Annotated in this window: 14 protein-coding genes; 6 read left to right on the top strand and 8 right to left on the bottom strand. The window is 57.3% G+C overall.

Annotation, left to right across the window (positions count from 1 at the left end):
- Positions 1-146: 146 nt before the first annotated feature.
- Together ACVWVQ_RS12265 and ACVWVQ_RS12260 are read right to left on the bottom strand one after the other, a co-directional pair.
- The gene (locus tag ACVWVQ_RS12265) at positions 147-680 is read right to left on the bottom strand and encodes a thermonuclease family protein (protein ID WP_457388565.1); all 534 of its coding nucleotides are present in this window, start codon (positions 678-680) and stop codon (positions 147-149) included.
- A 329-nt stretch (positions 681-1,009) separates the two neighbouring features.
- The gene (locus ACVWVQ_RS12260; RefSeq protein ID WP_414374343.1) at positions 1,010-2,164 is read right to left on the bottom strand and encodes a homocysteine biosynthesis protein; all 1,155 of its coding nucleotides are present in this window, start codon (positions 2,162-2,164) and stop codon (positions 1,010-1,012) included.
- Positions 2,165-2,322: 158 nt separating this feature from the next.
- Between ACVWVQ_RS12260 and ACVWVQ_RS12255 the strand changes: the two genes are divergently transcribed.
- Entirely contained in the window at positions 2,323-3,237 is a 915-nt protein-coding gene (locus ACVWVQ_RS12255; RefSeq protein ID WP_457508728.1) for an ABC transporter permease, read from the top strand.
- Positions 3,234-4,118, top strand: a complete 885-nt coding sequence (locus tag ACVWVQ_RS12250) for an ABC transporter permease (protein ID WP_457508726.1) — start codon at positions 3,234-3,236, stop codon at positions 4,116-4,118. The genes ACVWVQ_RS12255 and ACVWVQ_RS12250 overlap by 4 nt, the downstream gene beginning before the upstream one ends.
- Positions 4,119-4,334: 216 nt before the next feature.
- On the opposite strand, the gene cpdA is transcribed toward ACVWVQ_RS12250, so the two are convergent.
- The 4 genes from cpdA to ACVWVQ_RS12230 all read right to left on the bottom strand — a co-directional run bounded on the left by cpdA (position 4,335) and on the right by ACVWVQ_RS12230 (position 7,718).
- Complete coding sequence (gene cpdA, locus ACVWVQ_RS12245) at positions 4,335-5,129, bottom strand: 3',5'-cyclic-AMP phosphodiesterase (RefSeq protein WP_457508724.1); 795 nt, start codon at positions 5,127-5,129, stop codon at positions 4,335-4,337.
- A gap of 295 nt (positions 5,130-5,424) precedes the next feature.
- Entirely contained in the window at positions 5,425-5,949 is a 525-nt protein-coding gene (gene psbP, locus ACVWVQ_RS12240) for a photosystem II reaction center PsbP (RefSeq protein ID WP_414413923.1), read from the bottom strand.
- 263 nt (positions 5,950-6,212) lie between these two features.
- Positions 6,213-6,971 (bottom strand): PspA/IM30 family protein, encoded by a 759-nt coding sequence (locus tag ACVWVQ_RS12235; RefSeq protein ID WP_457508723.1) that lies wholly within the window; start codon positions 6,969-6,971, stop codon positions 6,213-6,215.
- A gap of 63 nt (positions 6,972-7,034) precedes the next feature.
- Positions 7,035-7,718, bottom strand: a complete 684-nt coding sequence (locus ACVWVQ_RS12230) for a polysaccharide deacetylase family protein (protein ID WP_457508721.1) — start codon at positions 7,716-7,718, stop codon at positions 7,035-7,037.
- 107 nt (positions 7,719-7,825) lie between these two features.
- Between ACVWVQ_RS12230 and ACVWVQ_RS12225 the strand changes: the two genes are divergently transcribed.
- The 3 genes from ACVWVQ_RS12225 (at position 7,826) to grxC (ending at position 11,206) form a co-directional block, all read left to right on the top strand.
- A complete protein-coding gene (locus ACVWVQ_RS12225; RefSeq protein WP_457394863.1) occupies positions 7,826-8,029 on the top strand; it encodes a hypothetical protein in 204 nt (67 codons plus the stop codon).
- A gap of 28 nt (positions 8,030-8,057) precedes the next feature.
- On the top strand, positions 8,058-10,853 hold the full coding sequence (gene polA / locus ACVWVQ_RS12220) for a DNA polymerase I (protein WP_457508719.1): 2,796 nt from the start codon (positions 8,058-8,060) through the stop codon (positions 10,851-10,853).
- Between the two features lie 92 nt (positions 10,854-10,945).
- Positions 10,946-11,206, top strand: a complete 261-nt coding sequence (gene grxC, locus ACVWVQ_RS12215) for a glutaredoxin 3 (protein ID WP_011431797.1) — start codon at positions 10,946-10,948, stop codon at positions 11,204-11,206.
- Positions 11,207-11,225: 19 nt separating this feature from the next.
- On the opposite strand, the gene ACVWVQ_RS12210 is transcribed toward grxC, so the two are convergent.
- Positions 11,226-11,522: a DUF2470 domain-containing protein gene (locus ACVWVQ_RS12210; protein ID WP_011431796.1), complete on the bottom strand. Its 297-nt coding sequence runs from the start codon at positions 11,520-11,522 to the stop codon at positions 11,226-11,228.
- Positions 11,523-11,727: 205 nt separating this feature from the next.
- Positions 11,728-12,399 (bottom strand): transporter permease, encoded by a 672-nt coding sequence (locus ACVWVQ_RS12205; protein WP_011431795.1) that lies wholly within the window; start codon positions 12,397-12,399, stop codon positions 11,728-11,730.
- An 87-nt stretch (positions 12,400-12,486) separates the two neighbouring features.
- On the opposite strand from ACVWVQ_RS12205, the gene ACVWVQ_RS12200 reads away from it, so the two are divergent.
- A complete protein-coding gene (locus ACVWVQ_RS12200; protein WP_457508716.1) occupies positions 12,487-12,915 on the top strand; it encodes a hypothetical protein in 429 nt (142 codons plus the stop codon).
- Position 12,916 lies beyond the last annotated feature (1 nt).

The following is a 12,916-nucleotide window of genomic DNA, read 5'->3' as shown; positions in this document are numbered from 1 at the left end:
AAACAGAAAGATCAACTGGTAGTAATCCGTACTGAACATATTATACATTATTTTCAGTATAGTTGAGCTTATTATTGACTAGAGTCATGCTCTTTCCTCTCTGCTCCCTTGAAGATTAAAGAACTGAAGTTCAGTATAAAGCCAACTCAGAGACGGCTCCAAATGCCAAGGCGCTCCTGCTGGGCTTTTTCTTGTAGGCCACCATAGTAGCTGTCGTACTTGATGTTGTGGCTGTAGGGGATGATGCGGGCCAGGCCATTGCGCACCAACATGGCGTTCATCTGATGGCCTTCTAACCAGACATAGGCCTCCACCAAGCCCGTAGCATCTACGTTGCGCAGCAACTTATCCCCTTCCAGCTTGACGGTGCGGTAGAGGATGCGCTCCCGCATCAGTTCAATGGCTTGCTGGTAATAGGGGTTTTCTTCCGGGCTGAGACCCTCGATCCCGGCCAACCGGATTAGGCGCATCTTCTGTTCCCCTTCGATTTGCACCACTAGGGTGTCGCCGTTGACCACCCGCACCACAACCGCATCTGGGTAGCGATCGAAGCGGTGGTTGTCGAAGTAGAACAGGGTATCGGGAACGACCCGGGGCTCTCCAAACCCGTGGCTGGGAAGGACGGGTATGGCCAGAAGCAATCCCAATGCAGCAGAGCCGAGAGCAATACGCTGGAACATGACCTTAATTCCCCACTTTGGACGCAGCCCCCTCTTCTTTTCCCGCCGGGGAGTTTCCGGTGGCAACGCTCAAAGTGTAATGGTAGCGGCAACTCTCCAGAAAACAATCCCACCGCAGATTTGAATTGGCCAGCAGTAGATCCGCCGTTGGTTGGGTTGCCCAAGGCTCCCAGGCGACTGAGCCATTCCTGCTCGCTTTTCTTCAGTTCCCCGGCTCTTCCCGCAATTGCCGGGCGGATTTGTCGCTGATGTTTCTCAGCCTTGAATGGGGATTGGGCTGGTCTCTTTCTCTGGAGAGGCTGTTTGGCAGGTGGGAATTCAGGATCCGTCTAGCCGAGGGGATTTTGGGAGAGAAACTCCCGATCCAGGGGCAGGGGAGCGACGGGTTGGGTAAGGGTGAATTGGCCGCTTTCTATCCATTGCTTGAGGATTTCGGCAATTTGCATGGAGCGGCGCAGGCTGGCCAGAGGGGCAGTGCGAACCTTGCGGCCATTGAGGGTGATCTGGCCGGATTTGAGCTGGGCATAGCTCACCAAGCCAAAGGTGGGCCGCACCCGGCGGGGAATGGAAAAGTCGATCACCGGTGCCACCAGTTCTTCATCCCGGATGGCGATGGCCTCCAAATCCGCAGGAGCGAGGATGGGAATGGGGATCCCGACCCCCAACATCAAGCTGGGACCGTAGTTGCGGAAGTAGCAGCCCCTCACCCATTCCGCCTGCATTTGCTTGGCATCTCCAATCAGGGCCAGGGTGGCCGCCGGGCCGATGGGAGTTTGGTTGGGCAATCGCTTTTGCAATGGAAAGTGCTGGGTACCCTCCCAGGCGACGTAGCCAATGCCGCCCCCCAAAAAGATGCGGCTGCCGATCCCTACCCGGCGCAAAAGGGGATCGTTCAACAAGGGGGACAGCTCTCCCGGGTTGGAATAGACGGCATTGCCCAGGTGCGGTTCCAACAGGCCCAAGTAGGTGTACAAAGGCCGATCCCCACCGTTCACGCCGACGATGAAGTTTTGGTAGGCATTGCGGGGATTGAACAGGTAAAACTGGTTGAGCTGATCCCGGGTCAGGGTGGTCTCGTAGTCGGCGCGGGGGTAGCAATCGGTCACTTGGCCGATGGCCCGCAAATGGACGCGCTTGCCCGCCACCAGGTCGGCAATGACGTGGCCGCCCCCATAGGCTTGATCCGCTTGCTCGCTGGGTTGGGCTGCCCCTAGGTAGAGATCCACCGCGCCAAATCCGGCATAGGCCGGTACCCCGTTCAGCCACGCTTGGCGAATCTTGATGGGCGGATCCGTATGGCCCAGGTTCACAATGGCTCCGGAAGACTCCATCGGCTCAAAGGTGCCGGTGGTGATCACATCCACCTGCTCGAAGGCTTCCTGGATCCCCAAGGTGGCCAGCTTGGCTTTGGCTTCCAGGGCCGTCCACACCCGCGCCTGGCCTTTGGCAATGCGTTGGTTAATCTGGTCTAGGGTTCTCTCCATGGGATGTGAAGATCGCAATGGTTGGTCGCGTTGGCGGTGTGGAGGAATAAGAGGCGTGAGCATACTTCCTTCTCACTACCCACTGCTCTTTCCTCTCTTAAGGAGGGATCCGCCCCCATCTTGAATTTCCTCGTGAGGCAACTCTTGGGGCTGGCTCAATGAATAGCTTAAATGGACGGGGATTTGGGGGGTTCCAGCAGTATGGGCCGCTTTTGCCGGCGTTGGGGTTGGTGGGCCTGCTCTACGGCGGGGGGCTGCTGCTGGCTCTGGCCCAGAGTGTGGGCCTCTACGGCCTGGGCGAGAGGGGGTTTACCCTGCAGGGGTATGGGGAGCTGCTGCAGGATGCGGAAGTCGGGGGATCCCTGTTGCTCAGCCTCAGAATCGCTCTGTTGGCAACGGGGTTGGCGCTGCTTTTGGGGCTGGGGCTGGCGCTGCTGTTGCGGGGGGTGGGGGGGTGGGCCATCTGGCTTGGCCAGTTGACGCTGCCGATTCCTCATTTGGTGGGGGTGGCGGGGATGCTGCTGCTGCTGGGGCCCAGCGGTTGGCTGGCGCGGCTGGCCTTCCAACTGGGCTGGATTGCCTCGGATCAGGATTTTCCCTTGTGGGTGAACGACCGCGGCTATGGGGGGGTGTTGCTCTATTGGCTTTGGAAGGAGATCCCGTTTGCCGCTCTGGTGGCGCTGACGCTGCTGCGCGGGATGGGATCCGAGCTGGAGCAACAGGCCCGGCTGCTGGGGGCTTCTGCCGCCCAGACGTTTTGGTATGTAACGCTGCCCTTGCTGAGGCCGGGGCTGCTGGCCACCGGGATCCTCATCTTCGGTTTCGTCTTCAGCGCTTTTGAGGTTCCCTTGCTCTTGGGGCCCACCTACCCGCGCACCTTGCCCGTTCTGATCTATCAGCGCTTCACCCACATCAACCTGGAGCAGCGGCAGCAGGCGGTGGCGCTGGGGATCATCCTGCTGGCTGTCTCGGCAGCGGTGGTCAGCCTAATCGGAGGGCTGTTTGCAGCCAGAGTATCCTTTCTGCAGCTGCCGTTTGGCTCAGCGGGACGGAGTCCTTGGAGAAAGCCGTGAAAGGACGCAGATGGATTGGGGGATCCCTGCTCCGCCTTGGGGTGGCCGGAGTGGCCCTCCTTTGGGCTTTGCCCTTTGGGGTGCTGGCCCTTTGGGCCTTCACGCGGGCCTGGTATTTTCCCGATGCCCTGCCCCGGGCATGGAGCATAGCCGGTTGGCAGCAACTGCTGTTCGCTCCAGCGGGAGGGGGATCCCAGTTCCGGGCAGCCTTCGGCCAGAGCTTGCAAATTGCCCTGTTTACCACCCTGCTGGCCTTGGGGGTGGGGATCCCGGCAGGGCGAGTTTTGGGCACCCGTCCCGTGCCTGCCTGGCTGCGCCTGCTGCTGCTATTGCCCATCATCACCTCTCCTTTGGCCGTATTGATGGGCATCCAAGGGGTGCTGATTCGCCTGCGGCTGGACAGTACCCTGCTGGCGGTGGTTTTGGTGCATCTGATCCCCACCATTCCCTACATGGCTCTGGTGATGGGCAGTGTGTTCGCCCGTTTCGACCGCGGCTACGAGGCGCAGGCCCGCTGTTTGGGGGCGGATCCCTGGCAAGTGTGGTGGCAGGTGACGTTGCCCCTCATTGCCCCTGGGGCAGCCATTGGGGCGGTATTTGCCTTTTTGATCTCTTGGAACGAATTTTTGCTCACCTTCTTTGTCGGCGGTGGGCGGGTTCTCACGCTGCCAATGCTGCTCTACAGCCTTTTGCAGGGGGGAAACAACACCTTGGTGGCCGTGGTGGCCTTCCTGTCGCTGCTGCCGGGGTGGTTGGCCTTGCTGGGGGCCAGCGTCTGTTTGGGGCAGGCCATCGGGCTACCCCCCACAGAGGTTCAAGAGGGGGAGAGCATGCCTCTAACCCCCAAAACCCTGAACTTTGCTGAATTTACTGAGCTTTAGGCGGTTTGGCAAAAGTCATTGAGAGGGATATAGTAGACCAAGTTTCCCCCTGATCCTTGAGTCCACCGCAACGGTTGCCGGGAAGTGAAGGGGGAAAGCGCTCGGGGGGTATTCCTCAGGGCTTTGCGGGATACCGCCTTCCTGCTCAGAGATAGGCAGGATGCGATCGCTTCTTTCCTGAACCATGTTCAGGAGAGTTCAGCGTGAATGTATCAGCTAATATCCCTTCAGGGCCAGGTTGGGCCGTTGCAGAGCAGCTCCCACCCGTTGAACCTGGGTCTTGAAGCTGCCATCTCGCTCCAGCCATATCTGCCTCAGGGCAGGGGGAATTACCTCCAGGCCAAACTGAGGGCTCTTGGGACGAAATTGCACACAGGTTGAGGGACAAGCCAGGTAATCAACCCCCTCCCGCCGGCGGTGCAGGTCTTGGTGAATATGGCCGAATACAACGAGGCGGATGTGGTCGAACTCGTCCAGAACCCCAAACAACCGCTCCGGCTGCTGCAGGGCGCTTTGATCCAGCCAGGCAGAATCCACCGAAAAAGGGGGATGGTGCAGGGCCAACAAAACATGGTGTTGGGCAGCTTTGCTCCGCTGCAATTCCTGTCTCAGCCACAGCAGCGTGCGATCCGTCAGGTAACCGCTATCTTTGCCGGGCACGAGGGAGTTCAATAAAATAAAACTCCAATTTTCCCGGCTGAAGCTCTTGTCCCCGAATAGCCGCTCGGCGTGGAGCTCTTGGTTCATGGTGTGCAGGCGATCGTGGTTGCCCGCCAACCAGTAAGTATCGATGGGGAGAGCCTGCAAATGGGCTCTCAAACGGGCGTAAGATGCCGCACTGCCATCTTGAGAGAGATCTCCGGTAAGCAGCAGCAGATCCGGCAAGGGATCCAGAGCGGCAATGGCCTTTTGCACCTGCAGGAAAGAGGCTTCCGTGTCCACCCCCAGCAGCCGGTGATGGGGCTTGGCAAACAGATGCAGGTCGCTGATCTGAACCACGTATACGGTCATAGAGCAGGCCCAAGAGGGTGGGATCCCATCTCCGCAGGTTCAAAACACTACCGTTCTAGCACCAGATGGCCCGGCTGGAACCCGTAGGCAGGGTCATTTCGATTCAAGCTAGGACACTGCACCCACACCCAAAACGTTGGTCGCGTCTTCGCGTCAGCGTTGCGGAGCAATAATCCCCAGAACCACAAGGCTTTTCTCAGTAGCCTAGGCGTCTCACCCCAACCTAAATGACCACAACTCAGTCTTAAAGGGCTCAGCCCTGGCCTACAACCCGGTTCAACCCCTTGAGAAAGCCTTAGGAAACATTCAGAGAGCGGCCCACGTTCCTAAAGGCAGCTTGCACCTGAGGCCAGCGGGATTCCTGGGTAGAGGCCGTCAGCGTATAGAGGCGATGGTGCCGAACGGTCACCGTCACCACCTCGTGGCGAAGCTGGGATCCCATATCGGTTTGGTATTCCAGCAGGTAATAGGGGTGCCCCTGCCGCTCAAAGGCTTCGGCAGCCAACAGCTTGGCCGAGCGACCGGATCCCTCAGGAGCAATGATCTTCTCCGCCACCAACTGCCCCACCTCATCCGGGCTGCCCAAATCGGCAATCGTCTCCCCCTTGTCAAACGGGGCGATCATCAGGCTGACGTTCTCGGTCTCGTACACCAGGTCGCGCAGGAGTACCACCGGCCCTTTCCCCGGCCCAAGATTGACCGCCACCATGCCATTGGGGTAAGCAAAAGCAAAGGCTCCGCTGGGATCCCTGTAGGCCCGTAGGTTAGAGCCTGCGGAACAGGCACCGACCACCAAGCTGAGGCAGACACAGAGCAGCAACAGCGCTCTAGACAGCCACGGGCTGGTTGCAGAAGTGGGCCACAGGCCTGATCGGGCAGAATGCGCGCCTCGTGCTGCTGACATTGCTGGGATCCTCTCCTCAGATGGGTTGCCTATTGTTCCTTTATCATCCTAGTACGAGCGCACTCCCTCTAGCCCGTTGACCGTCAATTCCCAACGGAAAACTCCCCCTGCAACTTAGCAGCGGGGTTGCCGACGTGGGTTGAAAAGCGAGGGATCCCCAAGCTTGGAAGCAACTGCCGCTATTGGGGGAGCCGCTTCTCGAAATCCAGATCCGGTAGCGGCAGGTTGGCCTGGGCACCTCCTTGGCCGGTGAGCATTGCCAAGCGGCGGGAGATTTCATCGTCCATGGCCATTTCATCCAATTGGGCAGCAATCTGCTCGCTGCGATCTTCCGAGAGCTCGCTCATGGCTCGGGATCTGAGCTGGCGAGCCTGGATAGCATTCTTCGCCGCCTCAAATTGCGACTTGGCCGAGTCGATGTTGTAGGAATTGTTGACGCGGGTCATCTGCTCCAGAGCTTGGTTCACCTCGTTGATGTCTTTGAGGTTGCTCAGCTCGCTCTTGTAAGCGGCCAATCGCTCTTTCTCGCGGGCCAGCTTTTGCTTGGCGGCTTTGACGTAGCGCTCGGCAGTTTCCACGTTCTCCTTAAGGGGGCCGAGAATGGCCTCAATTTGCAGCGCTTGGGACATAGCCAGGCGGGCAGCCTCTTGATCGCCCCGTTGGGCGGCCAGGCGAGCTTTGTTCTCCAGGGCCTGGTACTCCCGCACCTTTTGCATGTACTTCTGCTCAGCCCGCTGATAGGCGGCTACTTGGGTGGCAACGGCTTCCGTGAGACGCTGAACCGTCTCCTGCATCGTGCGTAGGGATTCTTCCGCCACCATCACCGCCCCTGTGCCACCTTTCTCCACCGGGATCCCCCACAGCCAGTTCCAAGTTCCGACGATGACGCTGCCGGCCCGTTGCCCAAAAATGCCGTAGATGATCTTGCGTGCGCCCATGGCTTGACCCTCCTGCCTACGCGTGCCTCTACTGTATTTAATTTCTCCCCAACTGGAAAGATCTCAGGGATCCGGCAAGTGGACAAATTCAAATCCCCGCTTCTTCAAAGTTGGGATCAACTGCCGCGTTACCTCAACCACTTGGGCTCCTCCTTGTACCCCATCGTGCAGCACGATCAAGGAGCCAGGCCGCACCTGGGCCAGCACCCGCTCCACTACCACCGATACCGGTGGGATCAGCCAATCCTCAGGCACCACGCTCCACATCACCGGACAAAAGCCCCAACGGCGCAAATCCGCAAGCGTCTGCGGCCAAAACAAGCCATTAGGCGGGCGCACAGCCCGATAATCGTCAGGGATCCCGCCACAGGCAGCCACGAGGGTGGTTTGGCTGCGCTTCAGGCTCTGATAAAGCTCTCCAGGGGCAAGCTCGGTAAAAGGGCGATGCTGCCAGCCGTGAAGGCCAATGCGGTGGCCTTGTTGGCGGATCTGACGGGCCAGGTGGGGCCAGCGCTGCACCCGTTCTCCCAACACAAAAAACGTGGCCGGCACCTGAAAATCCATCAAAACCTGCAACAAAGCAGGGGTGTACTCAGGGTGAGGGCCATCGTCAAAGGTCAGAGCCACCCGCTGGGTATGGGGATCTGCCGGCAACTCCCACAGGCCGTCGGGAAAGAGGGTCTTGAGGCCCCAATGCAGGGGTGGGTAGAGAGATGGGGGCAGGATTTGCTGAGAAGATAAGAGCATTGTGGCGGGCTGTATTTTGTCCAGAACCAGAGGCCAATGCTTTGGGTGATCAACTGGGTAACAAATTTAGGTATTGCCGATTGAGCCAACCAATTGAAAAAATGGGCATGAGCATTGTAGCCCGCAAAACGGAAATCAGGGTTGGCGGGCCCGTCGATGGGCTTTTGGATCTCGTCCTAGCCAGTTGTGATTACAGATTGTGCCTACAGATTGTGATTACAGAAGTTGCCATTGGGTGTCGGCAGCAGCCCGCCGCTCGAGTTCTTGAGACGGATGTGGGATCCCTTCTGCCCATAGCCCAGATCCGATAGGCTAGATTCACCCTCAAGGTATCAGCTGATGGCTTGGCAAACTCCAACACTGCTGCTGGTGGATGGTCACTCTCTGGCCTATCGCTCCTTCTACGCCTTTGCCTACAGCCGCGAGGGGGGGTTGCGCACTTCCACTGGGATCCCCACCAGCGTCAGCTTTGGCTTTTTGAAATCGCTGTTAGAAGTCTTGGACAAATACACCCCTACCCATGTAGCCGTTGCCTTTGATACACGGCAGCCCACTTTTCGCCACGAGGCCGACGAAACCTACAAATCAGGCCGCCCGGAAACGCCACCGGAGTTTATCGAAGATGTGGAGAACCTGAAGCAGGTGTTGACGGCACTACGCATCCCGATTTTGGTGGTGCCTGGTTTTGAAGCCGATGACATTTTGGGCACCCTCAGTAGGCTAGCCCCCCAAGATTACCGGGTGCAGATCTTAAGTGGCGATCAAGATCTGTTCCAGTTGATCGATACCGATGGAAGAGTTCGGGTTTTGCACCTCAACAGCAAAGATCGCATCAGCGAGTTTGGCCCCGAACAAGTGAAAGAAAAATTGGGCATCTGGCCTTGGCAGGTGGTGGATTATAAGGCCCTCTGTGGTGACCCTTCTGACAACATTCCCGGGGTGAAAGGGATCGGCCCCAAGCGAGCTGCAGAGCTGCTGGAGCGCTACGGCAGTTTGGATGAAATTTTCGACCACCTGGACGAGATCCAAGGAAAAGTCCAGCAATACCTCAAAGAAGGGATCCCGGCGGCCCATCACTCGCAATTTATGGCTCGGATCAAATGCGACGTTCCTCTTTCTCCCGACTGGGAGAGCATGAAATTAACCGGGTTTGATCAAGCAGAATTGCTGCCGCTGCTGGAAAAATTGGAGTTTCACAGCTTCATCGCCCAAGTGCGCAAAATACAAACGGCTTTGGGGGGGATCCCAACCGAGGCAGAGGTGGTTGGCGCTTTTAATCCCACCGGGGATCCCGCAAACGCTCCTGACGAAGCCCTGTGGTTTGATTTTGCCCTCGATCCCGTCCCTTCTCTGCCGGCGGTGCGCATCATCGATACGCCGGAGCAACTGGAGCTTTTGCGGCAAGAGCTGCTGGCCTGCCCAGGGATTGTAGCTTGGGATACTGAAACCACCAGTCTAGATCCACGGGATGCCCAATTGGTGGGGATCGGCTGTTGTTGGTCAGAGGGAGATATCGCCTACTTGCCCATCGGCCACCGCCAGGGATCCAACCTGGATTGGGAGCTGGTTAAACAAAGCCTGCAACCCCTTTGGGAAGATCCCAACCGACCCAAAAGCCTACAAAACTGTAAGTACGACCTGAGCATTTTCCGCGCCCACGGGATCCGCCTGCAAGGGATCCGATTTGATCCCATGTTGGCCAGCTACGTTTTGGATCCAGAAGCCAGCCACAACTTGGCCGATTTGGCAGCCACCCATTTGAATTTGCCGACCACCAGCTACAAAAAGTTGCTGGGCAAGGAACAGTCCATCGCCGATATCCCGATTTCCAGAGTTGCAGAATACTGCGGAACTGATGCCTATTGTGCCTATCGTCTGGTGCCAATCCTCACCGAAAAGCTGCAGAAAACCGATCCACGCCTGTGGGATCTTTTTATTCAAGTCGAGCTGCCCTTGGCCCAAGTTTTGGAAGAGATGGAGTGGATCGGCATTCGCGTTGATACCGAGTTTCTGAGGCAATTTTCCCAAGAGCTGGAACAAGAGCTGCAAAGTTTGGAGCAGAAAGCTTATGCCCAGGCTGGAGAAACCTTTAACCTCAATTCTCCCAAGCAACTGGGATCCCTGCTCTTTGAAAAGCTGAAATTGGACATTCGCAAAACCCGCAAAACGGCTACTGGCTATTCCACTGATGCCTCAGTTTTAGAAAAGCTAGAGGGGGATCATCCTCTCATCGAAACCATCGTGCAATACCGCACCTTGGCCAAGCTGAAATCGACCTATGTGGACGCTCTGCCTGCCCTGGTAAGAAGCGATACCGGCAGAGTCCACACCGACTTTAACCAAACCGTTACTGCCACCGGCAGGCTCAGCTCCTCAAACCCCAACTTGCAAAATATTCCCATTCGCACCGAGTTCAGTCGCCGGATTCGACAAGCTTTTATTCCCCAAGAGGGATGGCTATTGGCGGCAGCAGATTACTCTCAAATTGAGCTGCGCATTTTGGCCCATCTCAGCCAAGAACCTGCCCTGGTGGAAGGTTTTCGCTCAGGGGAAGATGTGCACACCCTAACCGCCCGCCTGCTCCTGGAAAAACAAGAAATAACCAGCGAAGAACGTCGCCTGGCCAAGACGATCAACTATGGGGTGATCTATGGCATGGGAGCGCAGCGCTTTGCCCGCACTGCGGGGGTTTCTTTGTCGGAAGCCAAGCAATTTTTACAGCGATTTAACGAGCGCTACGCCGGCATTTTTGCCTATCTGCGCTCCACTGAAGCCTTTGTGGAAAAACATGGCTATGTAGAAACGATCTTGGGTCGCCGTCGCTATTTTCCCAATTTGTCTCGTCTGACAGGCCATCGCAAACAAGCGGAATTGCGAGCAGCTGTGAATGCTCCCATTCAGGGATCCGCCTCGGACATTATCAAAGTAGCAATGGTGCGCCTGCGGCAAAAGCTGCAGAACTTTCGTTCCCGCTTGCTCCTGCAAGTGCATGATGAGCTGGTGTTTGAGGTGGATCCCTCGGAATGGCAGGCCCTAAAACCGCTGATCCAAAGGGAAATGGAAGGAGCAGTGCCCCTCTCCATACCGCTGGTGGTGGATATCCAAATTGGCCACAATTGGAAGGAAGCCAACTAGACCATGGGAGGCAGAAAACCCCAGGTTTGCAAGGAAAGGGATCCCGGCTCCGTGAAAATGTTAAGCTATGTAAAAGCGTTTGTTGTTTTCTTATGACTGTTGAGATTTACACCTGGCGTTTTTGTCCCTTTTGCATCCGGGCTAAGCAACTGCTGGATCGCAAAGGCGTGAAGTATATCGAGTACGCCATCGATGGAGACGAGGCAGCACGGGCGGAAATGGCCAAGCGGGCCAACGGCCGCCGTTCGGTGCCGCAAATTTTCATCAACGACCAGCATATCGGCGGCTGCGACGATCTTTACGCGCTAGAGGCTCGCGGCCAGTTGGATCTGCTCCTACAGCAGGCCAGCTAAGCCTCAACTGTATCTCTCATCACTTTGTAGCCTGTTTAACTTGAGCGCGAGCCTGCTTCACCATGGCAATTAAGGTTTGATGGGCGTCCTCGGAGTCCCGCAGGGGGTGGTCGAAGCGGATCCGCAGCGTTTGTACGGCCCCGTCGACCTGCACCCGCAAGTCCATCCCTTCCGGGTCAATGGCCTGCATGCGGGCTTGGGTAACTCCTTCCACCTGGCCAAAGACCCTGGCGTAGAGGGCTATTGCATCGGCATGATCTTCGTTCATGTGCTTGCAGATGCGCTCGCTAACTTGGGGGGTGAGAGGATCGCCCATGGCAGTTGTTTCTGGCATACAGCCCTCAGTTTAAAGCTCCCGCCAGTCCACAGTAAACTACCCAACCCTACCCCTGGCCAGTACAATAATGCGGCTAACCCAGCGTTAAAAGCGGCGCTCCCGGATAGGCAGCCGTTTAGGTTTCAGAATAAAAAGGCAGGGATCCCTTCCCCTCCATCCCAGAGAACACCAGGGATCCAGGGGATCAAGCTTGTCCTTGGGCCTGTAGCTCCAACAGCTCATCTGCCATATCCAAAAAAGCCTCCCGATCCAGATAGGAGACATCTCCCACCCACTCCCCCAGCTTGACCACATAGACCTCGCTCAAGGTGGGCCGGCGCTGCAAATCGCGGGAATAGGCTTTCACCAACCCGAGCACCGATTGCTTTTTGACAATTCGCCTGTAGCGGGGATCGTCCTTGGCCCGCACACGATAGACGACTCCGGTCTCATCGCCAATTTCCATCTCAAACTGGCGCTCCCGCACCTCTTCAATGTAGAAGTTGCCATCTTCATCCAGCTTTTCTCGCTCTTCCACCACCACCTCGTAGCGGCGAGTGCGCAACACCTGCCCAAAAAACAATCCCCCATAGGGAATCTCGCGAAAGGCTAGCTGACGGCGGGAGATGGTATAGAGCGGCCCCCACAGGAAGGGATAGAGCAACGAGAGAATCCCGACCAGAAAGGAGATCGCCCCCAGAAAGGATCCCTCGCCAAAAGCGCGGGAAAGAACCAGCAGCGCCACGCCCACCAAAATGGCCGTGATGATGCGGCCCGTGCTCTTGAGGGCATCGCTCCAGTAAGCCGCATACTGAAGGCGCGTTGGCACCACCGGAATTACCGATTCGCATTCTTCTGGGGTTAGCTCCAACAACATGCTCCAAGGATCCTCACAATGCCACACTCCACCTGCAACGGGCCAGACCCTATCTTAAAATGAGGCAGGGGCGCTTTGCCGCCGGGCTTGTCTGCTGCCAGTCCTTGCGCACTTGCCACTTCCATGCCGACAGGATCCCATCTCTCCCCAACCGGCCAGACCATCAGACAGCAGGTGGCCCAGTTGGACGAGGGATCCCGTCGCGACAAGGCTTGGCTGGGGGATGCGGTGTTGAGCTTGTTTGCCCGGCAGTGGCTGCTTGGGCCACCTCAAGACTGGCAAGTGCCTTCCCCGCCCAGTTGTGACTTGAATCGCGCAGAACTCTTCACTTGGCTGACCTCCAATCAATTTTTGTCGGCCTTCAGGGATCCCACGCAGGTTGAGGCGGAAATCGGCCTGATTTACGAAAAAGAAGGTCTGCAAGCAGCGTTTGAATACATCCAGACGCACCTGCTGCCGCTGTTTGTGAGGCAGGTGAACAACCGCGCCAAAGCCCTGCGTGGCAAACGCCGCTAGC

It is taken from the genome of Thermostichus sp. MS-CIW-36 (assembly GCF_054059035.1).
This window is presented reverse-complemented; position numbering and strand designations above follow the sequence as displayed.